General features: G+C 44.9%; 28 protein-coding genes and 1 pseudogene. 25 read left to right on the plus strand and 4 right to left on the minus strand.

Annotated features, from left to right (window positions below):
* Positions 1-31: 31 nt before the first annotated feature.
* Genes H583_RS0123520 through H583_RS0123540 form a run of 5 tightly spaced genes read left to right on the plus strand, consistent with a single transcriptional unit; the run spans position 32 to position 4,957 of the window.
* On the plus strand, positions 32-1,399 hold the full coding sequence (locus tag H583_RS0123520) for an LLM class flavin-dependent oxidoreductase (RefSeq protein ID WP_028562620.1): 1,368 nt from the start codon (positions 32-34) through the stop codon (positions 1,397-1,399).
* Positions 1,400-1,444: 45 nt separating this feature from the next.
* A complete protein-coding gene (locus tag H583_RS0123525) occupies positions 1,445-2,227 on the plus strand; it encodes an ABC transporter permease (RefSeq protein ID WP_028562621.1) in 783 nt (260 codons plus the stop codon).
* Between the two features lie 31 nt (positions 2,228-2,258).
* A complete protein-coding gene (locus tag H583_RS0123530; RefSeq protein ID WP_028562622.1) occupies positions 2,259-3,281 on the plus strand; it encodes an ABC transporter substrate-binding protein in 1,023 nt (340 codons plus the stop codon).
* A gap of 18 nt (positions 3,282-3,299) precedes the next feature.
* On the plus strand, positions 3,300-4,073 hold the full coding sequence (locus H583_RS0123535; RefSeq protein ID WP_028562623.1) for an ABC transporter ATP-binding protein: 774 nt from the start codon (positions 3,300-3,302) through the stop codon (positions 4,071-4,073).
* 29 nt (positions 4,074-4,102) lie between these two features.
* Positions 4,103-4,957 carry a sulfurtransferase gene (locus H583_RS0123540; protein WP_036710557.1) on the plus strand — a complete coding sequence of 285 codons (855 nt, stop codon included), beginning with the start codon at positions 4,103-4,105 and terminating at the stop codon, positions 4,955-4,957.
* A gap of 668 nt (positions 4,958-5,625) precedes the next feature.
* Here the strand turns inward: H583_RS0123540 and H583_RS0123545 are convergent.
* Positions 5,626-6,510, minus strand: a complete 885-nt coding sequence (locus tag H583_RS0123545) for a LysR family transcriptional regulator (protein ID WP_028562625.1) — start codon at positions 6,508-6,510, stop codon at positions 5,626-5,628.
* Positions 6,511-6,681: 171 nt separating this feature from the next.
* On the opposite strand from H583_RS0123545, the gene H583_RS0123550 reads away from it, so the two are divergent.
* From H583_RS0123550 to H583_RS0123560, 3 genes and pseudogenes are all read left to right on the plus strand, one after another.
* Positions 6,682-7,476 carry an SDR family oxidoreductase gene (locus tag H583_RS0123550; protein ID WP_028562626.1) on the plus strand — a complete coding sequence of 265 codons (795 nt, stop codon included), beginning with the start codon at positions 6,682-6,684 and terminating at the stop codon, positions 7,474-7,476.
* Between the two features lie 25 nt (positions 7,477-7,501).
* A complete protein-coding gene (locus tag H583_RS0123555) occupies positions 7,502-7,843 on the plus strand; it encodes a nuclear transport factor 2 family protein (RefSeq protein ID WP_028562627.1) in 342 nt (113 codons plus the stop codon).
* Between the two features lie 91 nt (positions 7,844-7,934).
* Positions 7,935-8,174 (plus strand): annotated as a pseudogene (locus tag H583_RS0123560) (sulfurtransferase); the annotation flags it as partial.
* 174 nt (positions 8,175-8,348) lie between these two features.
* Here the strand turns inward: H583_RS0123560 and H583_RS34030 are convergent.
* Positions 8,349-9,626 (minus strand): epoxide hydrolase family protein, encoded by a 1,278-nt coding sequence (locus tag H583_RS34030; protein ID WP_051236878.1) that lies wholly within the window; start codon positions 9,624-9,626, stop codon positions 8,349-8,351.
* A 408-nt stretch (positions 9,627-10,034) separates the two neighbouring features.
* Positions 10,035-10,949 (minus strand): GNAT family N-acetyltransferase, encoded by a 915-nt coding sequence (locus H583_RS0123575; protein ID WP_028562629.1) that lies wholly within the window; start codon positions 10,947-10,949, stop codon positions 10,035-10,037.
* Positions 10,950-11,047: 98 nt separating this feature from the next.
* Between H583_RS0123575 and H583_RS37905 the strand changes: the two genes are divergently transcribed.
* From H583_RS37905 to H583_RS35605, 16 genes are all read left to right on the plus strand, one after another.
* The gene (locus H583_RS37905) at positions 11,048-11,839 is read left to right on the plus strand and encodes a MerR family DNA-binding transcriptional regulator (RefSeq protein ID WP_051236880.1); all 792 of its coding nucleotides are present in this window, start codon (positions 11,048-11,050) and stop codon (positions 11,837-11,839) included.
* A 387-nt stretch (positions 11,840-12,226) separates the two neighbouring features.
* Positions 12,227-14,056 carry an AraC family transcriptional regulator gene (locus H583_RS0123585; protein WP_245585977.1) on the plus strand — a complete coding sequence of 610 codons (1,830 nt, stop codon included), beginning with the start codon at positions 12,227-12,229 and terminating at the stop codon, positions 14,054-14,056.
* Complete coding sequence (locus H583_RS0123590) at positions 14,043-15,092, plus strand: FecCD family ABC transporter permease (RefSeq protein ID WP_081667462.1); 1,050 nt, start codon at positions 14,043-14,045, stop codon at positions 15,090-15,092. Before H583_RS0123585 ends, H583_RS0123590 begins: the two co-directional genes overlap by 14 nt.
* Positions 15,089-16,096: a FecCD family ABC transporter permease gene (locus tag H583_RS0123595; protein WP_028562632.1), complete on the plus strand. Its 1,008-nt coding sequence runs from the start codon at positions 15,089-15,091 to the stop codon at positions 16,094-16,096. Before H583_RS0123590 ends, H583_RS0123595 begins: the two co-directional genes overlap by 4 nt.
* A 65-nt stretch (positions 16,097-16,161) precedes the next feature.
* Positions 16,162-16,578, plus strand: a complete 417-nt coding sequence (locus H583_RS0123600; RefSeq protein ID WP_051236882.1) for a DUF6442 family protein — start codon at positions 16,162-16,164, stop codon at positions 16,576-16,578.
* Between the two features lie 4 nt (positions 16,579-16,582).
* On the plus strand, positions 16,583-16,789 hold the full coding sequence (locus H583_RS0123605) for a helix-turn-helix transcriptional regulator (protein WP_028562634.1): 207 nt from the start codon (positions 16,583-16,585) through the stop codon (positions 16,787-16,789).
* A gap of 70 nt (positions 16,790-16,859) precedes the next feature.
* Positions 16,860-17,348 (plus strand): small multi-drug export protein, encoded by a 489-nt coding sequence (locus H583_RS0123610; RefSeq protein ID WP_028562635.1) that lies wholly within the window; start codon positions 16,860-16,862, stop codon positions 17,346-17,348.
* Between the two features lie 741 nt (positions 17,349-18,089).
* Positions 18,090-18,482: a VOC family protein gene (locus H583_RS0123615; protein ID WP_245585978.1), complete on the plus strand. Its 393-nt coding sequence runs from the start codon at positions 18,090-18,092 to the stop codon at positions 18,480-18,482.
* Entirely contained in the window at positions 18,466-18,864 is a 399-nt protein-coding gene (locus H583_RS0123620) for a RidA family protein (protein WP_051236884.1), read from the plus strand. Before H583_RS0123615 ends, H583_RS0123620 begins: the two co-directional genes overlap by 17 nt.
* A 130-nt stretch (positions 18,865-18,994) precedes the next feature.
* Positions 18,995-19,396: a VOC family protein gene (locus H583_RS0123625; RefSeq protein WP_028562638.1), complete on the plus strand. Its 402-nt coding sequence runs from the start codon at positions 18,995-18,997 to the stop codon at positions 19,394-19,396.
* 746 nt (positions 19,397-20,142) lie between these two features.
* A complete protein-coding gene (locus H583_RS34040; protein WP_036710565.1) occupies positions 20,143-20,571 on the plus strand; it encodes a VOC family protein in 429 nt (142 codons plus the stop codon).
* 226 nt (positions 20,572-20,797) lie between these two features.
* Positions 20,798-21,190, plus strand: coding sequence for a hypothetical protein (locus tag H583_RS0123635; protein WP_028562639.1), 393 nt, complete (start codon positions 20,798-20,800; stop codon positions 21,188-21,190).
* Between the two features lie 71 nt (positions 21,191-21,261).
* On the plus strand, positions 21,262-21,957 hold the full coding sequence (locus tag H583_RS0123640) for a stalk domain-containing protein (RefSeq protein WP_028562640.1): 696 nt from the start codon (positions 21,262-21,264) through the stop codon (positions 21,955-21,957).
* Between the two features lie 273 nt (positions 21,958-22,230).
* A complete protein-coding gene (locus H583_RS37680; RefSeq protein ID WP_081667504.1) occupies positions 22,231-22,284 on the plus strand; it encodes a hypothetical protein in 54 nt (17 codons plus the stop codon).
* 398 nt (positions 22,285-22,682) lie between these two features.
* Complete coding sequence (locus tag H583_RS0123645) at positions 22,683-23,102, plus strand: VOC family protein (protein ID WP_028562641.1); 420 nt, start codon at positions 22,683-22,685, stop codon at positions 23,100-23,102.
* A gap of 42 nt (positions 23,103-23,144) precedes the next feature.
* Positions 23,145-23,627, plus strand: a complete 483-nt coding sequence (locus tag H583_RS35605; RefSeq protein WP_051236885.1) for a GyrI-like domain-containing protein — start codon at positions 23,145-23,147, stop codon at positions 23,625-23,627.
* A gap of 99 nt (positions 23,628-23,726) precedes the next feature.
* On the opposite strand, the gene H583_RS34050 is transcribed toward H583_RS35605, so the two are convergent.
* The gene (locus tag H583_RS34050; RefSeq protein ID WP_051236887.1) at positions 23,727-24,011 is read right to left on the minus strand and encodes an AsnC family transcriptional regulator; all 285 of its coding nucleotides are present in this window, start codon (positions 24,009-24,011) and stop codon (positions 23,727-23,729) included.
* A 148-nt stretch (positions 24,012-24,159) separates the two neighbouring features.
* Between H583_RS34050 and H583_RS0123660 the strand changes: the two genes are divergently transcribed.
* Positions 24,160-24,582 (plus strand): hypothetical protein, encoded by a 423-nt coding sequence (locus tag H583_RS0123660; RefSeq protein ID WP_028562642.1) that lies wholly within the window; start codon positions 24,160-24,162, stop codon positions 24,580-24,582.
* Positions 24,583-24,711 lie beyond the last annotated feature (129 nt).

Genomic DNA, 24,711 nt, shown 5'->3' on the forward strand with positions numbered 1-24,711 from the left:
GATAAACTATCAATTCAGGAGGATGAAAAACATGACTCAACCCAAGCGCCAACTCCACCTCGGCCTGTTCCTGTTCTCGACCGGCTACCATCCGGCCGGCTGGCGGCTCCCGGAAGCGGTAACCGACGGGGCCTTCGATCCGAAGTTCCTGCACCGGATCGCTCAGCGATTGGAGGAAGCGAAGTTCGACTTCTTCTTCCTTGGGGATGCCCTCGCGACAAGCCCGGACATGCAGCATACATTCCCGTCGCAGATGGTGCGCCTCGAGCCGTTCACGATGATTGCGAACATCGCGGCGGTAACCGAGAAGATCGGCCTTATTGTAACGGCAAACACCACATATTCCGAGCCATACACGATTGCGCGCCAGACAGCATCGCTCGATTACCTGAGCGGAGGGAGGCTGGCGTGGAACGTCGTTACAGGCATGGATGTACGAGCGGCTCAGAACTATAGCCGGGAGAAGCATTGGGACAACTCCAGACGTTACGATTACGCGGATGAATTCGTGAAGATTGTGCAGGAACTGTGGGATTCCTGGGAGGACGATGCGTTCGTCCGGAACAAGGAGAGCGGTGTATTTGTCGACGGAGGGAAGGTGCACCGGATCGATCACGCAGGGGAGCACTTCACTGTTGCCGGTCCGCTGAACGTAGCCCGGCCGCCGCAAGGACAGATTCCGCTCCTGAACGCGGGGACATCGGAGCGAAGCCGCGATCTTGGTGCCAAGCTCTCAAGCGCCGTCTTCTCCGGGCAGATTCTGCTTGAGGTGTCCAAGCAGTTCTACGCCGATATCAAATCGAAGGCTGTGAAGCATGGAAGAAGTCCCGACGAGGTATTCATCCTGCCGGGCCTTGTTCCTCTTGTCGGCCGCACGAAGGAGGAAGCACAGGCCAAGTACCGGGAGCTCAACAGTCTGCTTGTGACAGACTATGATTTAGCGCCACTGTCGGCGAGAATCGGCATTAATCTATCCGCGTATCCGCTCGACGGGCCGTTGCCGGATTTGTCGCTGTCGACGCTTCCGGGAGATGAGGCGAAGTGGCTGGTTGGTCTGGCACAGAGGGCGGAAGGCCGCAAGGATATTACAGTGCGGGAGTTGTTCCACTACTTTGCAGCCACGTCAAGAGGCCATCTGCTGATCGTCGGCGATCCGGAGGAGATCGCGGATCAGATGGAAGAATGGTTCGTCCAAAGAGCGGCCGACGGGTTTAATATTTGCCCCCCTTATATGACGGGCGGAATCGATCTCTTCATCGACCTCGTTGTGCCGGTTCTTCAGCGTCGTGGGCTATTCCGTACGGAATATGAAGCGGACACGTTCCGGGGGCACTTCGGCTTGTCCCGCCCCGGGAACCGCTTCACCCGGAAGGCGGCACTGCAAGGTGCGGGCGAGTAGCGGGAGAAGCTTGTGTAAGCCGGCGGTTTGGAAGGAGAGAACGGTATGAGCAACCAGGATAGCAAGAGGCGCTACAGATGGCGCATTATAATCGGGCAAGTCATGCTGCTGCTCGCTTGCCTGGGCATCATCGAATACATGGTCCGGGCGGGGATTGTCGGCAGCCTGTATCTGTCGAAGCCCACCCAGGTTATAGAAGAGATCTTAAAGCTGTTCTCTGGCGGCGAAATATTCCATCATTTAATCGTTACACTAAAGGAGTTCGCAGCGGGATATCTGCTTAGCGTGTTTGCCGGAATCGCGACGGGGCTGTTTCTCGTTCTCGTTCCGCATGCGGAGTCGTTTTTTAGACCGTTTTTATCAGCGCTCCTGGCCATCCCGAAGGTAACGATTATCCCGTTGCTGATGCTCTGGCTTGGAATCGGACTATCGCACAAAGTCGCAATTGTGTTCCTGTTCTGCTTTTTTACCATTGCGTTCAATACCATTACGGGAATCAAGCAGACAGCGGAAGCCCACCTCAAGGTTGCCAGGGTGTTTGAGGCCTCCAAGTTGCAGACAATTATGAAGGTCATTCTGCCGTCTTCGGCGCCGACCATCTTCGTTTCACTTCGGGTATCAGCTGCAACAGGGCTCGTCGGAGCGCTGTTCGGTGAGATGGTAGCGTCCAAGGACGGACTCGGCAATCTGCTGGTGCAAGCGACTTCGTTGTACGATACAGCAAAGGCTTTTGCAATTATTACGGTCGTGACGGTTGTCTCCGTGCTTATTATTGCTGTGATCGATCTGCTGGAGAAGCGGGTTGTGCTTAGATGGAAGTCATCATAAACGAGCTTGAACTCAGGAGGAGAGAGACATCATGAAGAGAAAATGGATAGGAACCGGAATCGTGACGATGGCGCTTGCGCTCGTTCTCGCAGGCTGCGGCAGCAGCAATAACGCACAAGGTACAGCCCCTGTAACTGGGGGCACAACGCCAACAGATTCAGCATCGGGCGGGACTTCGGCTGAGCTTCAAAAAATAAAATATTCTCCGTTTAACGGGGTGAGCGGTTTGGCCGTACGATTCGGGATTGAGAAGGGATTTTTCAAGGATGAAGGCCTGGACGTTGAGCTGATTTCCACGCAGAATCCGATTGAAGCGCTGACGAGCAAAGACGTTGACATCGCCGACAGCGCGACAACAAACGTGATCGTAGCTGCGGGCAAGGGAGCGCCGCTGAAAATCGTCTCGTCGATGTTCCGCACGAAGGGACCGTTCTACCTGATTGCGAAGCCGGGTATTGAGAGTATTGAGGATTTGAAGGGCAAGAAGGTCGGAGCGGCTGCGCTGGGCAGTGGCCTGGACGTATACACACAGACAATCCTGAACAAGCATGGCCTGAGTAAAAACGATGTCACGTATCTGGCTAACGGAGTGAATGATGCAGCGTATGCGAGCCTGACATCGGGACAAGTGGACGCCACAATCATTCATGAACCCTTTGCTTCCCTCGCAGAGACTGAAGGAACGGGCAAAATTCTCGCGAAAGGCTGGGATTACCTGCCGACCTTCCATACGGGCGTTCTGGTTTCCCGCAACGATTTTATCAAGGAGCACCCGGACCTTGTGGAGAAGCTGCTGCGTGCATATTTCAAGTCGCAGGAATACGCGAAGAGCCATCTGGATGAATACAAGAAGTTTTTTCTCGATAACGTGAAGGTTGATGCGGCCGTGACAGATAAAGCGTTTGAGCGCGAGAACGTACTCTGGGAGAACAACCCGGACGTGGATCTGAATGCACTGCAGGATACTCAGCAGGTTCAAGTCGATCTAGGCTTCCAGGACAAAATTTACGATATCAAGGATTTGCTGGACTTAAGGTTTATTCCAAAAAAATAAGCGGAGCGGGGTGATCGTATGGAGGGGTTCTCAATCCGGGGCGTATCGAAGGTATACGGAGGAGCGGCTCCGACAGAGACGCTCTCCAATATTAATCTGACGATCAGGGACGGGGAGTTTCTCAGCATTCTTGGTCCGAGCGGCTGTGGCAAAAGCACGCTTCTTGAAATTCTGGCCGGACTTCAGCTGCCCACCTCGGGCGAGGTATGGTTCGGCGGGAAAAAGCTTAAAGGACCGGGAATTGAGAGGGGCGTTGTTTTTCAAGATCCGTCACTGTATCCGTGGAGAACGGTGAGCAAGAACGTCGAGCTGGGGCTTGAGCTGCAAGGCATCGCAAAGAACAAGCGCCGGGAGGCAGCGCAGCAGTATCTCGATCTGGTCGGGCTGCACGGGTTCGAGCACAAGTATCCCCATCAACTGTCCGGCGGCATGAAGCAGAGGGCCGGGATTGCCCGGGCGCTGGCGAACAGTCCCGAGGTGCTGCTTATGGACGAGCCGTTTGGCGCGGTTGACCATCTGACGAGGCTGCAGTTGCAAGATGATCTGTTAAAGATATGGGAAGCGGAAAAGAAGACGGTCGTGTTCGTTACGCATGACGTGTCAGAGGCAGTCTTTCTGGGGGATCGGGTGGTATTGCTGTCTCCCAGACCGGGGCGGATCAACCGGATTTTCCAGGTGCCGAAGCTGCGCCCGCGCAAGCGCGACGACATTGAGCTGCTGAAAATTCAGAATGATATTTATGCCGCTATTCATGAAGTGAAGTCGCCGGATAGCCTGGAATTTACAATTTAAGAAAACAAAGCTGAGGAGTGTGGAAGGGCATGTCGACTAACATAGTGAGCGTGGAGCAACTGAAAGACAGGCTGAAAAGCGGAGAGAGGATCGTGCTTCTGGATGTTCGGTTTAATCCGAAGAATTCGTCGTACGGCCGTGAGGCTTACACGAAGGGGCATCTGCCGGGTGCTTCATTTATCGACTTCAAGGCTGATCTGACCGATCCGGAGCAGGAGCATGGGGGACGCAGCCCGCTGCCTTCGCCAGAACGTCTTGCTTCATTGTTCGGGTCGCTCGGCATCGATCGTGAAACGGCCGTCGTCGCCTATGAAGATGGCAACGGACCCGCCGCTTCAAGGCTGTGGTGGGTGCTCCGCTACTTGGGCGCGGAGAGCGTGCAAGTGCTGGATGGCGGCTACTCGGCCTGGACCGCTGCCGGTGAAGCTGTTTCGGCGGAGCCGGTAGTTATCGCGGAGCCACGCGAATTCGTGCCAGCCCCGCGAGCCGGTTGGCTCGTCGGCGTAGATGAGGTGCGTGAAGCATCCACCAGCCGCGCCCAAGGGAACGTGAGCATAATTGACTCGCGTGATGCTGCGCAGTATGCGGGTCGTGAGGCGCCGTTCGATCCAATCGCGGGGCATATCCCGGGTGCGGCGAACTACTTCTGGAAGGATGCGCTGCATGCCGACGGCTCCTGGAAGTCGCCGGAGCTGCTTGGCGAACGATTTGCGGATTTGCCGAAGGAAGACGAAATCATCGTCTATTGCGGCTCCGGTATCTCTGCCACCCCGAACGTACTGGCACTCTTCGAGGCAGGGTACGAGAAGGTGAAGCTGTACGCGGGCAGCTGGAGCGATTGGATTTCTTACAGCGAGAATGCAATAGCGACTGGGGAAGAGTAGAAGACATAAGCAATTATACAGGTTGTGACTCGAAGTACATCGTTCATGTGGCGGTGTACTTCTTTGCGTGGTGTTGGGGTGTGTTGAAGTCAACAAGCAACCAACTAATTGATTGATTTTAATGAGCTATACATTTACTCAATTGAAATGATATATTGGAATTAAAAGTATTATCTAGGATAATTATAAAAAAGAGAATGGTTTTGATAGATAAAATTAGTATAGTTCCGACTGAATATATCAAGGAGCTGCTCGATACCATACGAGACATTCACATAAAAAGCCACAGGATCAGACATTACATACATTCCTACCGATGAAGGCTGGTTGTATCTAGCAGGTGTCCTGGAACGCATGGCCGAGCCCTTGTTGGATGGGCTATGGCAGTCGTATGAATACGGAACTGGTCTCCGCCGCTTTAAAACAAGCTGTTGGCCGTACTGGAGCCACGAAAGGGTTGATCATTCCTCTAACGGTTATATCCCGCCATTAAAGCAATCTAAGGCGGGATAAATATGTAGACAAACCGTTGTAACTGAGGGTTTCTTGCTGTCTACTTTTTCAAGGCAAGGTCACAGGGTCGAGTGACCACCTATCCAGAAGGTACATATTATACTGTTGCAGCACGAGTAAACTTAATTGTATTTTTGCTTAATGACTGGTTTATCTTAGTTATCCCCAAAATTTGAGTTTTCAACATACGCAATAAAACGTTTAGCCGCTGATGAGATATGACGATTATCTCTCCACTTCAAGCCGATTTCCCAATACCAGCCCTCGTCAATAATCGGGACCCAGACTAAACCATCCAACTGTAACCCCAGTGTCTTTGGCAAAACAGAAACACCGAGACCTGACTTTACAAATCCAGCTACTGTAATCAAGTCCTCAGCTTCATATGCTGAATCTAGAACAAAGCCGGTATGTTGAAATCGGGACATAATCGTTTCCTTTAATCCACAGTTGTTTTTTAAACCAATAAACGGTTCTCCGGATAATTCTGACAAGCTTAGTGTGGAACAACCTGCATAACGATGTTGAGAAGGTATAACAATATATAAAGGGACCTTTTGAATCATTATCCACTGATGATTGTCTAATATGGATTCTTTTGATGTAATCATAATGTCTGAAAAACCTTGCTCTAGATGCTTATCAATATCCCCCAAATTTCCCTGAGTCAATTCAAATCGAACTTTAGGATAGACAAACTGATAACGACGAATTAACTGCGGAATTAAGTCAACGCCAAGAATGTTAAGGTAAGATAACGTAATAACCCCTGTATCCGGGTTAGACCACTCTTCAATCTCCTTAACGCCATTTTCAATGTCTTGCAGGGCTCTGCCAATCCATATGGAGAACATTGTTCCGTTTCGGTTTAACTTTACATTTCGTCCACTTCTTTCAAATAAAGGCACTCCAATTTCATTCTCGAGTTTGGCAATAGCATGACTTAGGGCTGGTTGAGTAATCCCAAGCTTTTTAGCGGCTAAGGTCATGTGTTCATGCCGTGCAACAGTCATGAAGTATTCTAACTGGGTAAGCTCCATAAATACCGCCTCATTTCATAAACAATATTCATTAATTTTATTATTATTATAAATTGGACATTATAAGCGTGTCGAGTGTAATATGAATACAGTTCCAGATGGACAACTCACTAAAGTCAAATGGAGCTTGAGTTTAATGAATTCATTTCGAACAAATTAGGAGGTATTTTTATGAATAAAGTGTTTGATTTTTCGGCAACTGAGTTTGAAGGTAAGAAAGTGCTTGTTACAGGAGGGACAAAAGGAATGGGACTAGCTGTCGTGAAGAGACTTGCAAACAGTGGAGCTACTGTCCTTACTACTGCCCGCTCTCTTTCTGAAGGGCTACAGCCCTCAGTAAGGTTCGTTCAAGCAGATCTTGCCACACCTGAAGGTGTTGAGCAAGTGGTAACAGCAGTGAAAGAACAGCTTGGCGGGATAGATATTATTGTCCATTGTGTAGGGGGATCAACCACGCCTCCTGGAGGTGCACTTGTCCTGAGCGATGAAGATTGGCAACACGCACTGAATTGGAATTTGCTCGCTGCAGTTCGACTTGATCGCAGCTTAATTCCACTCATGTTGGAAAAAAAATCAGGCGTTATTCTTCATTTTACTTCAATACAAAGGAGATTGCCTTTGTATGAAACTACACTGGCTTACGCATCAGCAAAAGCCGCACTTACTAATTATAGCAAAGGATTATCGAATGAATTTTCTCCTCAAGGCATTCGGATAAATACGTTGTCCCCTGGGTTTATTCAAACAGAGGCAGCGGACGCAATGATTGATCGCATCGCAACAGAAACCGGGAGTAGAGAAACCGCGCTTGAACAACTTCTGGATTCACTCGGTGGGATTCCTATTGGTCGTCCAGGATTTCCTGAAGAAGTAGCAGAACTAACTGCATTTTTGGTCTCCGACCGTGCGGCATCTATTACAGGTAGTGAATACGTCATTGATGGGGGAACTATTCCGACAGTCTAATAACCCATGATAAGGAGCGAACAACATGGATCTTAATCAACTTCCTTCCGTAATTCGCAGGTATATTACTGCATCCAACAAACCCGATCCAGCAGCATTTGTTGATTGTTTTTCTGAAAATGCAGTTGTCTTAGATGAAGGAATAAAAAGAATTGGTAAACAGGCGATTCAGGAGTGGAGTGAGCAAAACCATTTTGGTGCAAATGTAACGTTAGAGCCAATAACAGTCCAAAAAAAAGGGGAAGAGTTTGTGGTAACATTCAAGTTGGATGGAACCTACGATAAAGCTGGCTTACCCGACCCGTTACTATTAAACTTTCAATTCGTTATCGCCGACGAGGATATCGTCAGCCTACGCATCGTCTAAAGCAAACGAGGCCTTGGGAGTTCTCTTCCCAAGGCATTTTTTATGTATAACGTGTCCAGCAAAGAAGCATCTTCTAGCCGGTGCAAGTCCGGTGGCCGGCCGTATTCCGGGAGCACGGCATTACTTCTGGAAGGATGCGCTTCATGTGGATGGCTCCTGGAAGTCGCCGGAGCTGCTTCGCGAACGATTTCCGAATCTGCCGAAGGAGGACAAGATTATCGTCTACTGCGGCTCCGGTGTTACCGCCTGCCCGAACATACTGGCCTTGCAACGCGCTGGCTTTTACAATGTGAAGCTGTACGCGGGCAGCTGGAGCGATTGGATTTCGTAGAACGAGAATCCGGTTGCGACGGGAGACGAGTAAGAGCAGAAAGATAAATAACAGGATATTAAGTAGATATCATCATGTGGCTTGTATGCCTTGGTAGTGTATTTCTGCTACTGTATCCGCAAAATAATCGAGGAACAGTTGCCTGCCACGGCGAACTGTTCCTCGATTATTCCATTAGCGAAGTGACTTGAACGCTTGGCGGAGTTCTGCAGTGAATAGCTCCGGCTGTTCCCAAGCTGCAAAGTGCCCACCCTTGTCAAGCTTGTTGTAATACATAAGCTTAGGGTACGCCTGCTTGGCCCAACTTAACGGTGCTTGATACAGCTCATCTGGGAAAACACTTATGGCAGCTGGAATCTCTACGCCCTTTACAGTGAAAAAGGGCAACTTGTTCTCCCAATAGAGACGAGCCGATGATATAGCCGTATTCGTCAGCCAGTAAAGCGTGATATTATCAAGGACATCATCTCGTGAAAGGCCACCAGGATGTCCGGCAAAGGCATCTGAGATCAGTTTCAAACTTTTTGAATCATGATCCAGCATAAAGGCTGCCAAACCGACTGGCGAATCTGCCAGTCCAGTTAGCGTTTGCGGTCGTGTCCCCATGATATCGGCATAGCCGATGTGACCGTATACGTATTGTAGCTGATCAAAAGCACGTTTTTCGTCATCAGTGAGACCGGAGGGCATCGGGTCACCGCATTTAAGCACCCTTTCAATCTCTGGTGGAACTGTGCCAGGCATATTCGAGTGAATACCGATTAGTCCATCGGGCTTCTGTACAGCCATCATATCTGTGATAATCGCTCCCCAGTCGCCACCCTGCGCTACATACTTCGAATATCCAAGACGCTTCATCAGCTCTGCCCAAGCACGTGCGATATGTTCGGGGCTCCATCCGGTCTTGGTCGGCTTGCCAGAAAACCCGTAGCCGGGAATCGACGGAATGACCAGATGAAAAGCGTCCGATGCCTTACCCCCATAAGCTGTAGGATTGGTAAGTGGCTCAATAACCTTTAGCATTTCGATGATCGAACCGGGCCATCCATGTGTAATGATCAGTGGCAAAGCATCTTTATGCTTCGAACGAACGTGAATGAAGTGAATGTCCTCTCCATCGATCTCCGTTTTGAATTGCGGCAAGGCGTTCAGCTTCGCTTCGACCTTGCGCCAATCGTAATCAGTTGCCCAATAGCGCGCAAGTTCCTTCATCGTTGCGAGCTGCACGCCTTGGGATTGGTCGGGGACCAGCTCTTTGTCAGGCCATTTTGTCGCGATTATACGCTTGCGCAATTCGGTAAGTTCCGATTCCGGAAAGCTGACACGAAACGGACGGATGGAGGAGGTATTATCTTTGTGGATATTCTGCGCCAGAGCAACCGTGCTACAGGTTGTCGAACCTACGGACAGAGTCAGAATCAATGCTAAATGAAACCAATATCTGGTGTTCATTAGATGTAAACACTTCCTGTCGGAATGGATTAAGGTTTCCTTACATTAGTTTCCTCGCGGAATGAAATTCTTATTCCATTTCCTAATATCGCGGATCCGGAGCATTATTATGCGCCATGGTACAACTGTGAGGTCATGTTTACTTATTTATATTGCATGCAGGTCAGCAGAATTGCAGAGGTACCGGGAGATGCATGATTTGCGACAAGACAAATCAGCAATGATTATCGAGAAATATGCCCTTGCACACGAAGGAGTAGACGGGCGTAACGGGAACGATAATTCGATGTGGATCGGAGTGCAAACAGACTGCCAACAATCGTAAAACAACTTGCAAACAAGCACCTGTCTAAAATACTAACAGGTGCTTGTCCGGGCGTTATCCATAGCTTATCCTTCAATGCCCGCCTATTTTCGCTTCGGAACCCATGCCGTTGTGGTCCTATATGGCCTAAAGCCGATACTGTAGTAAAATTGCAAGGAAGCCTGTACCAATGCTTCTTTTGCTCCCAACTTCCCGCAACGCTTAACTCCCTCTAAAACCACCGCTCTCCCTAATCCCAGTTTTCTATAATCGGGGGAGGTCACTACAGGCTCTACTAATGCGAAAGATGAACGTTTATCATACCACATGCCACAAAAGGCGGCATAATCGCCATTTGGCGCAAGTACGACAATTTTCAGCTTCTTGTCAACATATGGCGCGTTTAACTCCAGCCCATAGTCCTCTGGTGTCGGGTGCAAAAAACCGCTGTTATCCACCAACTCATCATATGCTTGCTTAAACAGTTTGGCGTACTTTTCTGTGCTGTATGATTTTTCTAAATCAGAAATAATAAAACCGTCCGGCAAGCTGTATTGCAAGGCACTTTCATTTGCGGCATATTGCCCGGTTAAAGGGAATATAGATGTATTCTCTTGTCCGTCCTCCATCGGAATAAAGCCCATCTCAGCGGCTATATGATGAAATCCTGTGTCCTGCTCACTAATTATCGCGACCCATTCGCCTTTGTTGCAAAAAGCGTCCTTGGCATAGGCGAGCATATCTCTTTTCAAATGCTCATAGCCTTCTTTGCAGGCAAAAAAGCTGGCGCCGTTTGTTCCATCGGAGTCGTAAGTAACCATGGATACGATTTCGCCGTCCGCTTCCCACAGGGCAACATCTTTTAGCCCCGATTTGTCCAAATTGGCGTGAGTTGTCCAAAATCCCCATTGGGCGTAGGAGTAATGACGGAAGTCATTTGCAAGCAAGAATTCTCGTATCTTGTGCCAATCTTCGCCAAATGCTGCAATACTGCAATTGTTTCTAAACTTTACGTTCATAGTAACCTCCAGGTTGATTTATTCCCTTGACAGTCCTGTTTATCAAGGCATATATTTAGCGTAAACTATCCCATAATGGGAGGGTCAAGAGGTGCTTCATGCAGACAAAAAAATTATTAACCATTGGTGAAATATCAAAAATATCAGGGGCGCATATTAAATCCCTGCGTTATTACGATAAAATCGGCATACTTAAACCCGCATATGTAGACCCTGCAACAAGCTACCGCTATTACACATGGCAACAGCTTGTCATTGTGGATACGATACAGATGTGCGTTGAACTGGATATTCCCTTGCGCCAGTTTGATGAGTTTACGGAAAATGGCGGCCAAAAAATTTGCTATGCAAAGCTTCTTGAACACGGCAAAGCATTAGCGGAAAAAAAGATTCACACTATCCGCGAGAGTTTGAGGCTGATTGAAGCCTATAGAGAAGAACTCAAATTTGGCGAGGATTTGAAAAAAGCGAGAAAAAACGTTATTCGTAACATTCCAAAGAAGAGGTATTATGTAAAACGCTTTGAAGGAGCGGCAAATCATTCCGACCACTATAGCATGCTGAGCAATCTATACCTCGAAGCCACAGCAAAGGGCTTGGAACCGGGATATGAGTTTGGCCTGCTTTATATTTACGAAAACGACAGTATTAACCGCTATCAAGCCATTGAGATAGAATACGGCAAAGGGCAATCAAAGCAGCTATTGACTGTACCCGCAGGGGAGTTCATGTCAAAATGTATACAACAAAGCAAGATTGAAGCGGCCACTACAGAGTTTGCAGAGTTATTTGCAAGAAATAGCAAAAGAATTATACTCGAAACAGAGTTGTTTTCAGAGGATTACAATATTTTAGAGCCACGTTTTGAACTTCGGTGTTCTATGTCGTGATGTGGTCAAGCAGCGGAAGCTCCACTTCTAAACGAAACATCGCTATTAGGGTCATAGATCCTTGGCGATGTTTTTTTATGCGTCCTTAAAGTTCATGTGAGGCTATAAGTAAACACGATGCTAAACGGCGATTGACAAAATAGAGGAACTGCCTAATACTAATTGATAATCATTATCAATATTTTGAGGTATAATGAACTCAAACAGATTGTGGAGCAGATCGGAGTGAATTGCAAGATGAAGCTGGAAGATCATATTGTCGCATGGAATCATGCTGCTGTTAAAGTACTGGATATTCGGCATGCTGTGATGGAGCCCGGGGACAAGCTGTCCGGCTATATATTGCCTGCATGTGGATTTATCTACACGGTGCGGGGTACCGCCAGCTTGAATCTTAACGGCATAGATTATGATGCAGATCATCATTATATTGTGCATGGCGGCAAAGGCATGCTTCTAAGCATAGAGGCAGGAGAGATGTTTGAATATTATCTATTATTCTATAGAGCCTCCTTGCCGGGAAGAAAGGATTTGGCAAGGCTTTTGGAACGCACCAATCCATTTCGGATGCAGTATGGCTTCGAGTCTTTGGAGCCATTGCCGCTGCACTATCAACTAATGGCCATGGAACAACTCTGGGCACAAGGAAGCCTGTTGGAAAGAATTCAAGTTAAAGCATTGTTCTATCAGTTTGTACATGAATTATTGAAGCAGTTTACAAAGGATGGAATTAACCTTGGGCAACCGGATGTCATTGGGCAAGTTGTCCGCTATATCGAGGAGCAATATCGTCACAATATATCACTAGAATCTATAGCAGAACAATTTAATTACAGCCCTCGTCATTTATCAACGCGCTTTAAGGGGGAGACGGGGTTCAGCTTGATCGAATATTTGATCCGATTCCGGCTTCAACATGCAGAAAAACTATTGCGATGTACCGATGCTCCGCTTCGCGATATTGCAGAAGAAGTCGGATATAGCGATGTATATTACTTCAGTCGCATGTTCCGTAAATATAAGGGTCAATCTCCGATCCGATTCCGTAAGGCAAGCAGGCAGATGAGCTCATCGGACAATCGTCCATTTACCACCGCCGGATTCTCCATTGGCGAGAACATACTCTCCCGATATAATGTTTTGGAATATGATAATCATTATCATTTCCATAATAAAGTAATCGGAGGGTCTTCACCTATGGGAATAACAAAGACATCAAGTTTTTTTGTAGTGATGCTGCTTAGCTTTACCCTGCTTTTAAGTGCATGCGGATCTGCAAACGTCGGTTCTAATGCCACCAATTCTAATGGCTCCAAAGCTTCTGAAGTTACATCATCACCAGCCAATAATTCAAATGCAACTGATAATACCAGTAAGGAGGCCCAGACAAGAACCATCTCCACGCTGAAGGGAGATATTGTCGTTCCTGCTAATCCGGAGCGGGTTGCCGTGTTATATCTTCAAGGGGATCTTCTTGCACTTGGCATTAAGCCGGTAGGTACTTCGAGTGTCTTTGAAGGAGCGGCCTTTGCAGAAGAGATGGGGGATATTGAAAATCTGGGTTCATGGTATGAGCCTAATCCGGAGGCAGTTATGGCCGTAAAGCCGGACTTGATCTTGGCTGCTTCTGAAGAAACTTACGAATTGCTTAAGGATATAGCGCCTACCATCCCTATTCCTTATGAAAAAATGGCGACAGATGAACGTATAATGAAGATTGGCGAGGTGTTTGGCAAGGAGCAGGAGGCACAAGCTCTATTGGATAATTTCCACGAGAAGGTGGAGAAGAGCAAGCAGAAGCTTGATGAACTTGGAATTTTAGATAAGACCGTAACCATTATCGAGGGCGGCAAAAAAGAGATGGCGGTTATCGATAGCAAGCTTTACGGCAGGGGCTCTCAAATTATTTATGAATATTTAGGGCTGAAGGCACCAGAGATTATTCAGAAGAAGATTGATGGGAGGGAGAAGGCTACTGGAGGGTTTGTTTCCTTGGAAGTGTTGCCTGAGTACATAGGAGACTTCGTGTTCCGCTCTGTATGGGATGGGGCGGATGATTTGTCGGACAATCCAATTTGGAACAGCATTCCAGCTATTAAAGAAGGTAGAATGTTCGAAATCGGGTTTGATTTTTCATATTACTCCGATATCTACTCTCTTGATAAGCAGCTTGATTTTATAGTTGAGAAGCTAGTGTCAGCGTATGAAAAGAAATAGAAAGCCGGATGAGAGAACAACTGTTATTCCTGATTTAAAGGGAAAATCGTATTTCGGTCTGTTTTTACTGTTAGGGATAGTGCTGCTGCTGCTTTCGGCAGCAGCTTCTATCTCTTTTGGTTCTGCTTCCATGAGCCTGACAACGGCATGGACAGCGATTTTTAATTTTGATCCCGAACTGACCGAGCATCAGATTATTCACGCCCTTCGTATTCCGCGTACGGCAGCTGATATGATTGCGGGCATGTGTCTCGCAGTAGCAGGAGCGGTCATGCAAGGCTATACGCGAAATCCGTTAGCCGATTCGGGATTAATGGGAGTAAATGCAGGAGCAGCTCTTGCAATGGCCGTTACACTGGCTTTCATACCAGGGCAACTGCAAACGACAACCTTGCTAATTAGCTTTATTGGTGCAGGGCTTGGTGCAGGATTAACTTATCTTGCCGCGTCATTGAATCGTTCAGGAATGACACCTCAACGACTGGTGCTTGCTGGAATTTCATTTACAATGCTATTTGGAGCTATGGGATCATTTATCTCATTAAACTATGGAATTGGCCGCGCCCTTGCTTATTGGACATCGGGCAGTGTGGCAGGAGCGACATGGATGGAAATTAAGCTGGTCATTCCTTGGTTCTTAGGCGGTCTGGCTTTGTCACTATTCATTGCACGTTCTATCACGGTTTTAAACTTGGGGGAAGAGATCGCGAAAGGCTTCGGGTATCGGGTCGTTCTCATTAAGATGATCGCTACGCTTGCCGTTCTTTTACTTGCGGGTGTCGCTGTTGCGCTTGTAGGGCCAATCGGCTTTGTAGGGCTGATTGTACCGCATATGATGCGTTTTTTTGTAGGTGTGGATTATCGTTATATTATTCCGGCATCAGCCATTTACGGCGGCGCACTTATGGTTGTGGCGGATATCGCAGGAAGGCTGATTAATCGTCCGGCAGAGACAGCACTGGGCATTATTTTTGCAATGATTGGTGTTCCTTTCTTCTTGCTAATTGCGAGCAAAGAGAGGAGAGCCTTCAAATGAACGTTGTTAAATCGTATAAGGCGGCAATATGGATTCTATCTCTCTTCATATTGCTTCTTGCAGGAGCTGTTTTTAGTCTTAATACGGGAAAAGTGTCTCTCAATCCGCTTGAAGTATTTCAAGTATTGCTTGGACAAGGCTCAGATGAGCACAATCTCGTTGTTTACAAGTTTCGTCTTCCCCGGATCGTATTAGCGATACTTGTTGGATTTGGGATGGCACTGGCAGGAGCTGTTATGCAGGCGTTGCTGCGCAATGATCTTGCTGATCCCGGCATGCTTGGCATTAGCTCGGGGTCGGGTCTTATGGTGTTGCTGATTATCTCAACTGTGAGCCTTCAAGGCGCCGCTATAGCACTATTGCTGCCATCTATGGCATTCGTGGGCGGTTTGCTGGCAGCAGCTCTGATATATATTCTAGCCTATAGAAAACATCGCATGATTTCTTCTACACGACTTGTCTTGACTGGTGTTGCAATTAATATGGGATTAAGTGCTTTGACTTTATTTCTGACTTTAAAGCTGGATGACCAGAAGTATGAGTTTGCGCAGCGTTGGCAAGCAGGATACTTATGGGGAGACAAGTGGTCTTATATCAGCTTGCTGGTACCGTGGGTTTTGTTGCTGTTTGCCTATATTTTTTCCAATTTCCGGACATTGAATGCCATGGTGCTGGGCAATGAAATGTCGATAGGATTAGGAGTTGCCGTAAAGCGGAAATTTTTGCGCCTGGCGATTGCGGCTGTAGGCATTGCGGCTGGTTGTGTGGCGTTGGGGGGTTCGATCTTCTTTGTTGGACTGATTAGTCCGCATGTGGCCCGCAAGCTAGTAGGTCACGACTACAAAGTGCTTCTGCCGGCATCAGCTCTAATTGGTGCGATCTTGCTGCTTGCAGCGGATACAATTGCCCGAACGGTCAGCTTTAAGACGGATATTCCAGCAGGGATTATTGTAACCATGCTCAGTGTGCCTTACTTCTTATATCTATTGATGCGTTCAAAATGATTATATAAGATACGAATTGTAAATACATCGCTTATTAGGCTTAGTGCCTTGGCGATGTATTTTGTTTGACAAGAAAACTTGGCAAGTGTATATTTGTTTTATGCCAAGAAAACTTGGCAAATATTTTGGGAGGGATTCTCATTAACAAAGAAGAAATACTCGCGAAAAGCAGAAAAGAGAACAAGGATAAGGACTTATTTAAAATAGAAGTTCAGGTAAATGCGGGTAATGTTGGTGCGATTGCAGGGGTAATATTGGCTACCGTCTTTTTTGTGACGCAAAGTCTGCTTGGTGATGGTTTGGATTTTGGCTTATATGCCATTATTTTTTCTATTCCCGCAGCCGGATTTATCGTCAAAGCAATCCGTATGAAACGCAAACGCGATATTGTGCTTTCCATTATCTATACACTTGCGACGCTGATTTTATCAGTTGCTCATATTTTTAATTTGATAACAAACTATGCGAATCATATAGGGTGAGCTGATGGAAGATGAATTGATTCTGAAGAATTATTTGAAAGAAGCAAGGACTGAGAAAAAATTATCACAGGCACAGCTCGCAAAATTAGTCGGCGTTTCCCGGAATACCATTAGTTCCATTGAAACAGGGCAATTTAACCCGACAGCAAAACTAGCCCTTATTCTTTGCATTGCTTTGGATAAGAAGTTTGAAGAGCTATTTTATTTTTAATTGAATCTGAAAGCATCTACAACCAATTCAGGTGATAAAAAGTGTAAACCTGATAGAGAGGAGTTCGCATATGATACAAGAATTTCAAGAGTTTTATTTAAGTTTAATGCCGGGTCTGGAGGGAAATTTATTTTTACAATTACTAAGCATCTTTGTTCTTTCTTTGATCCCATTTTTTGAATCCTACGGTGCAATACCACTCGGAATCGTTATTTTAGGGTTTCCCGCTATCCCGGTAATTTTAACAGCAGCAGTGGGGAACTGGGTATCTGTAATGGCATTCATATGGATTATTAGCAAACTTCGTTCCAAAGTAGTGAAAAATAAGGAAACTAAAGAACCAAGTAAACGTGCCATAAAAGCAAGACAATATTTCGAAAAGTACGGTGTTCCAGGCGTCTCATTAGCAGGTATATTATTAGCGTTTCATATATCAGCAGGTATTGCATTGGCAGCAGGTGCGAAGAAGAGTTATGTAAGTTTGTGGATTACAATTTCTATTGCCGCATGGTCTGCCGTTATTGGAGGTTTGTTAATGCTTGGAGTAGAACTTTTATAATCTTGATATGGGTATATAAAGAGGTCCAGTACATGACCATTGCACGTCTAAAACAGCTATGATATGCTTACAATAGAAATAAGGGGTGATGCCAGTCGCCCCCTGCACAACAATTATTGGTGGGAAACCTCCGAGCATAACTCAGAAGAAAATAACCTGCTCCCGTTGGCAAACTCGGGCAGGTTATTTTCGTTTATTTAGGAAAGTAAGAAAAGCGAGGAAGAACATTCCCAGCATAATTACTTCTGTCAACGAAAATTGCATAGCGTCACCCCCGCTCTTATCAATCTTTTATACGACTTTACTTTTGAATTTTCTTATATATCTATTTGAATATCATTGAATTTACTATCGAGTTTTGTTACTATTAATAGGATATATTTGGAAGGTAAGACGAGCTTCACATCAATAATTTTAGATTCAATAATTACAAGCTTCGAAAATAGATTGCTATACAGCAGAAATAGGGTTGCCGACGGCAGCCCTTTCGCTTTATTTGGGGCGCGGAGGCGAGCAGAGAACGACGATACATCCAGCACACAGCTACAATTATAAATGCGGTGTATCCGAACGAGATCCGCCCCCATATTTGCAAGACATTACTGCGGTGCTAAACGTCTCGTTGAAGCGCGGGCAACTGGAGCGATTGGATTTCGTGCAGCGATAACCCGATCTCGACAGGGCAAGAGTAAGAATCGAGATACCGCGTCGGACGCGGGTTTGGGTGAAAGGATGATGGATGTGACAAATCGTGTAGAAGGAATAGCTTACAATGTAATTCCGGTAACAAATGTAGATCAATCTGTTGAATGGTATAAAAAACATCTTCATTTTGAAGTTCAACACCAAAGGGATGATTATGCAGGCTTATTTTTTAATAATAGACCGGTACTAAATCTAAAGAAAACGGATGACGAATCGAGAGCAACATTTAATGTCAATGGAGAACCGCATTGGATTATCACTTTGTATACAAGAGATATAAAGACGTTGCATAACCAGCTTAAAGAAGAGGGCGTACAGATCGGAGGTATTAGTGACGAAGGGCATTGGGGGAAGTTTTTTACCTTGTATGATCCGGATGGGAACATGTTTGATATCTGGGAGAATCATGATTGTGAGATTAATTTTTGAGTGTTTCATAATCCATAAGAAAAGAAGTGAAACGATGAAGAATTTCATAAAGTCTGATCTTCCGTTAGCTTATTCTGATGCAGTAATTGTGGACAAACTTATATTTGTTGCAGGTCAAGGCCCAGATCGTTTAGATATTCCAGTAAGGGAACAGATCAGACAAACCATAGAGAATATTGAAAAAGTACTTGCTAAAGCTAACGCTAGTCTCAGAAATATTATCAAAATAACAGTGATATTAAATTACGAAAAGATAAGTCCGCAATTGTTTGAAGACGTTTACAAAGAGTTTTTCGAAGAGCCCTATCCGGCAAGAACAGTATTCGAAAGTGGTATTGGATTTAATGTGCAGATTGACGCGATAGCAATCAAAGATGAATGAAAGCAAATAAACATTTTGAAAGTAATTTAATGCAGGTATGAGCTTTCTATAATGCCTGTTCACGCGTTGAATTACTCGGCCCTCAGTCTGCCGCGGCGCAAATAATCAAACCATTTTTGGAGGATAGACGATGAAGAAATATGTGACAAGAATTTCGGCAGTCGAAGTGCCGGTATCTAATTTGGAAGCATCGATTGATTGGTATATTACAATGCTTGGGTTAGAAGTCCAGCACAAAGATGCTAAAAGTGCCATGTTAACATTTAATGCAATAGGCGTTCCGGGGGTGTTTTTGTGTAAGACCGAAAGCAATGAACGATTACAATTTTTGAATACGAATACGGATACAAATCATAGTGTGGTAGATTTTTATGCATCAGATTTGGAGGGCTATCATCATTTTTTGCTTGAACAAGGGGTTGAGGTCGGGCAGCTGAATTTGCATTCAGGTTTTGGCGGATTTGGTATTAAAGATCCGGATGGAAATATATTGAGTGCCTGCAATGCAATACAAAAGGGTCAGGGTGGATAAATTGATTTTGACGAATGCGGGAAAAGTCTCCAAATGAATGACCCCGCAGGCAACCGGGTGATGGTTGATTATGTTGCACCTATGTTTGAAACGGCTTCTTGTTCTCGGATCGCTCCCTAGAGTGCGGCGAACTGCTTCTGGAAGGAGAGCTTTATACTGGAGGCTCCTGGAAGTCGCCGGAGATGCAATATAGGTTTGAAGATTCATTGAATAATTTGAGAGGGGTGTACTTATGCAAGAGGATATGCTCGCTCAACCTAACTATCTTGGGAAATTAGAAAATTAAAGATTTACCGGTATCGATTCTACGCATGTCGGTGCGATCAAGTCGGTTGCTGACTATTATCAAATTCTTTTAAGTACTTCATGGATTTATGGCATGACGGGGATTGCTTTCTATTTATTGAGATTTTGAGAGAGGCAAGGCAGCATGTCATTATTTTTCTGGCTGAGATAAAGGAAAGAATTCAAGGACTAAATCTTAAGCTCATCGATGAACTCCTGGATACATACAGGGAAGTTTCATCTAGATATTAAGTGCTAAGGGACAGTTATTCTTATACGGAGCCACCCGGACAAAAGCTTAAAAATCCTGAACAATGCAAAGCGATTCTCCAAGAGATTTCAATATTTGAGGACAAAGCATTTCAGAGTATTAAAGAAATTCATAAGAGCCTATAGGGTCAAGTCATACAGCTTACATTAAGAAAATCAACAACACTAAAATCCGAATAGGAGACGATCGCATGAAGGAGCATTTGACAGCATCTATTGTCAATGAAATTGTACAACTCTATTTGCCGTCAACCGACATTAGAAGATCGGTTGAGTGGTACAAGAATGCATTGGGCTTTCAGGTTATTTGGGAAGAGGAACACTCGGCCAACCTAAAATTAAAACACGGTCCACTTCTGTTCATTAAGAAGACCTCATTTAAACAACCTGTCCAATTTATAACCGAAGAGGAAGTATCGCCATTAATAAGTTTCAAGACCTCAGATTTAGAGCTTCTTTACGACAAATTAAAATCAGAATATGAAGTCAGTGACATCAATCAGCATGGAGAAGGCGTAAACGGAGCCTATAAGGATTTCTATATTACAGACCCTGACGGAAATTTGATTGAGGTTAGCTCTTACCCTGATCTGCTTCTTGAGCAATTCAGAGGATATTAATCGTTGCGCTTTTTGGCACTTCTGCACGCAATGGGAATAGATCCATAAAAATATATTTTTTGAAATAAATGCAACCTATTGCCAGTATGCTTTGTTAATATTCATAGAAGTTTAGCAATGCCAAATAAAGGAGGGGGGGTGATTAAAAGACGATTCTTCTCTTATAAAGGGAAACTTCGTGGTTTGATGCCTTGTTGCAGGGATACGATATGAACTGGAGGTCATCATGAATAAGATTCAATTATTAGCCTTGGTTCTAGCACTCTTTCTCGGCGGTTGCCTGGATAAGGAGGCGAGTATAGTGCTTGAGGTACGACCAGCAGTTATTTCAAAGTTAGAATTTGAAGTAACTGGCAAGATAAGCGGTCTGAAGCAGGATTATATATTTTATCAGGTTGAGGACGGGCACAGTTTTTTGTCTGACGGCAAAATCTATCTTCAAAAGACTGGGGAATTTAAAACAAACATAACAATAAAAGCTCCTTCAAATGAATTTGGACAAATTGCTTTTTATCGTGATGTGAACCAAAACGGCGAATTTGATGTTGAAACAGATACCCAGCAAAAAATAGGCTCATATGAGCTTGTTTTCGATAAGTTCTTAGTTGTAACTAATTGATTGAATCACAGATTATACAGGATTCAAACGTGTATTACGCAAATGTCTACATAAGACAGGGGGGTTATTTGATGGAAAAGAAATGGATTAGTTTAGTTATTGCAATCGTTATATTTGGAGCAGTGCCGGTTGCTTATGCGGCTAACCAGTTAACCATCATTATTCATGGGAAGACGGTAAGTACGAATGAGGCAGTTAAACTGGTGGATGGCAAAGCCTTAGTTCCAGTGCGCATAATAGCTGAGTATCTGGGTCAAGAGGTTCATTGGGACCCCGTTTCAAAAACAGTTACGGTGAAAGAGAAGCCTTCCAAGGGGCCAACAGAAATGTTGGTGCAACGAGGTTTTGATAGATTCGATACTAAAGTATTTGAAAATGCAGAAAAGGCTTTAATACATCATTTAACTTCATTATATAACGGAGCTTACCGAGGGCTATTGACCGATTTGGATCGTGAAGCTTCAGTCGTGACTTCGGATAAACTTCAATTCCTTGGTCCAGGCGCAAAAGGGAAGAAGGATGAGCTTTCAGAACATCATGTTCATATCAGGCTAATCCAGCCTTCCTATATACCGCAAACAGGAGAGAACGCCCCTGCCGTTAAGGACATTTTATTCTTTGTGGATGAACGGGAACCAGACGATCTTCTAATCGGGGCACAAAATCCGCTTAACTTAGATGAATGGAAGCTCTTCAAAGTCAAAGAATATGGAAAGTGGTTCCAGAAGGAAGTTGATCTCTACATTAGGAGTACTAGCGGGTTATAATGATTATTTTTATGATGGAAAACAACATACGGGGGAAAAACCAGGCTTAAATAGATGTAGAGGTTGTAACAATAATACAGTAATAGTTGGAAGATCATCCAATTGAAAATGTGAAATTTACAAGTAAATTGGGAACGAAGAAATCAACATTACTTGAAAGTGCTATAAACCAATTATTAATCAAGGAGCAACAAACATGATGAACTATATCTGGCTCGATGATAGTTCGTCGATACTTGAACATTTAAAAGGAAGTTCAATTCAGCAGCGGTTATCTTAAATCCATTTATACAAATGCCTGTTGGCTGGAAAGAGAGTGACAAGTGATAACACTTCTTCAACATTCCTTGTAAATGGAGAAGATCATTATACAATCGGTTTTAGAGTAAGAGATTTAGAAGAGTTCCATTAATACTTAATAGAACTAGGAGCAGAAGTAGGAAAAATCATAGATGAAGGCAGTATAGGGAGGTTCTTTACATTCTATGATCCATTCAGGAATATGTTTGATGTCCATCAGCCAGCTCAATAAAACAAAAGCTACTATATAAGTTGAACAAAAGAAACGGAGGTCGGATAACCAGAGTATGAAAGAACCTTTCATATACGGCGGCCCTACACGACATTCATTCGTTCAACTTATATAGGCGCAGCAAGAACATCTACGCAGTGTCATCCCGCGGCGAAAAACGAGAGTAAACATTAATATATTTTTGGGGGTTCAAATGAGTAATAATTCAGAGTCAAAAACGCTGGCTCATACAGTAGTTCAGGTACGATTACCCGTCAGAGACATCGATGAAGCTGTAGCATGGTATGAGAAATATTTCGGCTTTAAACATTGCTGGAAAACCGAAGAAGAGGCAGATTTGAAACTTGAGCCAGGGCCCTACTTGTTTTTAAAACGGGTAGAGCAGCCTATACCGGTCCAAATTGTATCAGGTGGGAAATACTATGCGGTTATGTGTGTGAAAACATCTAGTGTTTTTGAATGCTACCAAAGATTCGTGGACGCAGGTGAAGCAGTATCCGAAATAACGCATACTTGGAATATTGATCGTTTTCCTGAATTCAATGTTACCGACCCTTCAGGCAATATTATAAATGTAGCAAACTATCCCGATTTACATATTGATGGTTTTTGAACTGGCAGTTTAATCGTAATAATTGAGGAAGGAATGATTCAGATGTCAAACAAACCAAAAGAAATCTCGATTCACCGTTTAGAGCTTCCAGAAATTATGTTTATAGGTATACCAGTAAACGTATCTTTTAAGCATGGAGATTTCAGTAAAATCGGACAGTTAAAGCAGACATTTATGCAAAGGCGGTCTGAAATTCCAAATATCGCGGATGTGGATCACTATTATGCGCCGTGGTATGACTGTGAGGTCATGTTTACTTATTTCTATTGCATGCAGGTCAGTAGTCTGGAGCAAATTCCAGAAGGGATGACGGGGTTTGCTGTACCTGCCCGTACTTATTTGCGGGCACAGTATGATGGTGCATATCCGTGTAATCCAGACCCTTATGCAGAATTGCAGAAGTACCGGGAGATACACAATTTGCGACACGACAAATCAGCAATCGTTATTGAGAAATACGCCCTTGCAAACGAGAGCTTGGAAGGACGGCTTGTCGTAGAGGTTTACGGCCCTATCGAGTCCTAATTATATAAAAAATGTACGCAGGTAGTTAAAGCGAACGTTTGTTTGTGTTTGGAAACCCGGACGGGAATGAGCTAATGGTGTGGAGATTACAAACATCCATTAGCGCTCGGATTGCGGAAATTGGGTATTGCCAGGCGGCGGAAATCGATAGAGTATGAAATGGCGCTTCGTATTCAGAAATGAGAATAACGGCCGATAATCAAAGCTTCCCATTAAAATAAACGAATGTACGGCGTAGCCCGCCTTTTTACAATTCAGGCGAACCGTATAGCCTTCTATTCCTTCGTTTTCCTCGAGTTTCGCTAACCGGTTAGCCGCCGCTTGGCCAGTTAGATGAACCTTCTCTCCCAGCTTCTTCATTGAAATCCGGCCGTCCTTATCCATTTCCTCCAGAATTCGTTTTTCATTATGTTTCAGAATCTTTTTCAATAATCAAGTATTTTCGGCTATATTCGTTATTTTGAATATGTACTTGTGCCTGATGTAAATGTTAACTTAAAATGGAATTTATGAAAAGGGAGATGTGAGCCAGATGACGGCTGGTAAGCAAATTTATTCGTTATGGGATGATTTGGAACGATTCGATTTGGGAGACTCCGGGGCAATCCCGTCAGAGTGGAAGGGCAAAAAAGCTTTATATTTAGAGAAGATGAATTCGGCCGTATTTCTACGCAACGAAGTGAAGTACAATTATTTTCGGCTGCAAGCGGAAATGGCGATTCCTGGTGAAGCAGGTTTCATCGGCTTGGTATTCGGGGCCAAAGACCATGGCAATTACGAACTCATGTATCTCGCCCCGGTTGAAATTCAATATGATCCCGTGATAAATGGCTCGCTGACTTGGAGTCAACTAAATATTGCTGCAAGGTTGTTTTACGTCGAGTTGCAGCTCTGTGAAGCTTTCGTTCCTTTGGGTGCTGTACTACACGCCGAAGCTTCACAAACGTTTACGTAAGTATAAGTCTAATACGCTCGCCCAATAAAGCCGCTGGAGCGATTGAATTTCGTATAGTGAGAATCGGATTGCGACTGGGGATGAAGAGCAGGCTTAAGCAGATATACAGTATGTAATAAGGGGTACATC

The sequence above is a fragment of the Paenibacillus pinihumi DSM 23905 = JCM 16419 genome, assembly GCF_000422505.1.
GTDB classification, from domain to species: domain Bacteria; phylum Bacillota; class Bacilli; order Paenibacillales; family Paenibacillaceae; genus Paenibacillus_D; species Paenibacillus_D pinihumi.

Coding starts and splice junctions, on each gene's coding strand:
- H583_RS0123520 (WP_028562620.1), top strand. CDS start 32: ATGACTCAACCCAAGCGCCAACTCCACCTCGGCCTGTTCCTGTTCTCG.
- H583_RS0123525 (WP_028562621.1), top strand. CDS start 1,445: ATGAGCAACCAGGATAGCAAGAGGCGCTACAGATGGCGCATTATAATC.
- H583_RS0123530 (WP_028562622.1), top strand. CDS start 2,259: ATGAAGAGAAAATGGATAGGAACCGGAATCGTGACGATGGCGCTTGCG.
- H583_RS0123535 (WP_028562623.1), top strand. CDS start 3,300: ATGGAGGGGTTCTCAATCCGGGGCGTATCGAAGGTATACGGAGGAGCG.
- H583_RS0123540 (WP_036710557.1), top strand. CDS start 4,103: ATGTCGACTAACATAGTGAGCGTGGAGCAACTGAAAGACAGGCTGAAA.
- H583_RS0123545 (WP_028562625.1), bottom strand. CDS start 6,510: ATGGAGCTTACCCAGTTAGAATACTTCATGACTGTTGCACGGCATGAA.
- H583_RS0123550 (WP_028562626.1), top strand. CDS start 6,682: ATGAATAAAGTGTTTGATTTTTCGGCAACTGAGTTTGAAGGTAAGAAA.
- H583_RS0123555 (WP_028562627.1), top strand. CDS start 7,502: ATGGATCTTAATCAACTTCCTTCCGTAATTCGCAGGTATATTACTGCA.
- H583_RS34030 (WP_051236878.1), bottom strand. CDS start 9,626: ATGAACACCAGATATTGGTTTCATTTAGCATTGATTCTGACTCTGTCC.
- H583_RS0123575 (WP_028562629.1), bottom strand. CDS start 10,949: ATGAACGTAAAGTTTAGAAACAATTGCAGTATTGCAGCATTTGGCGAA.
- H583_RS37905 (WP_051236880.1), top strand. CDS start 11,048: ATGCAGACAAAAAAATTATTAACCATTGGTGAAATATCAAAAATATCA.
- H583_RS0123590 (WP_081667462.1), top strand. CDS start 14,043: ATGAAAAGAAATAGAAAGCCGGATGAGAGAACAACTGTTATTCCTGAT.
- H583_RS0123595 (WP_028562632.1), top strand. CDS start 15,089: ATGAACGTTGTTAAATCGTATAAGGCGGCAATATGGATTCTATCTCTC.
- H583_RS0123605 (WP_028562634.1), top strand. CDS start 16,583: ATGGAAGATGAATTGATTCTGAAGAATTATTTGAAAGAAGCAAGGACT.
- H583_RS0123610 (WP_028562635.1), top strand. CDS start 16,860: ATGATACAAGAATTTCAAGAGTTTTATTTAAGTTTAATGCCGGGTCTG.
- H583_RS0123625 (WP_028562638.1), top strand. CDS start 18,995: ATGAAGAAATATGTGACAAGAATTTCGGCAGTCGAAGTGCCGGTATCT.
- H583_RS34040 (WP_036710565.1), top strand. CDS start 20,143: ATGAAGGAGCATTTGACAGCATCTATTGTCAATGAAATTGTACAACTC.
- H583_RS0123635 (WP_028562639.1), top strand. CDS start 20,798: ATGAATAAGATTCAATTATTAGCCTTGGTTCTAGCACTCTTTCTCGGC.
- H583_RS0123640 (WP_028562640.1), top strand. CDS start 21,262: ATGGAAAAGAAATGGATTAGTTTAGTTATTGCAATCGTTATATTTGGA.
- H583_RS0123645 (WP_028562641.1), top strand. CDS start 22,683: ATGAGTAATAATTCAGAGTCAAAAACGCTGGCTCATACAGTAGTTCAG.
- H583_RS35605 (WP_051236885.1), top strand. CDS start 23,145: ATGTCAAACAAACCAAAAGAAATCTCGATTCACCGTTTAGAGCTTCCA.
- H583_RS34050 (WP_051236887.1), bottom strand. CDS start 24,011: ATGGATAAGGACGGCCGGATTTCAATGAAGAAGCTGGGAGAGAAGGTT.
- H583_RS0123660 (WP_028562642.1), top strand. CDS start 24,160: ATGACGGCTGGTAAGCAAATTTATTCGTTATGGGATGATTTGGAACGA.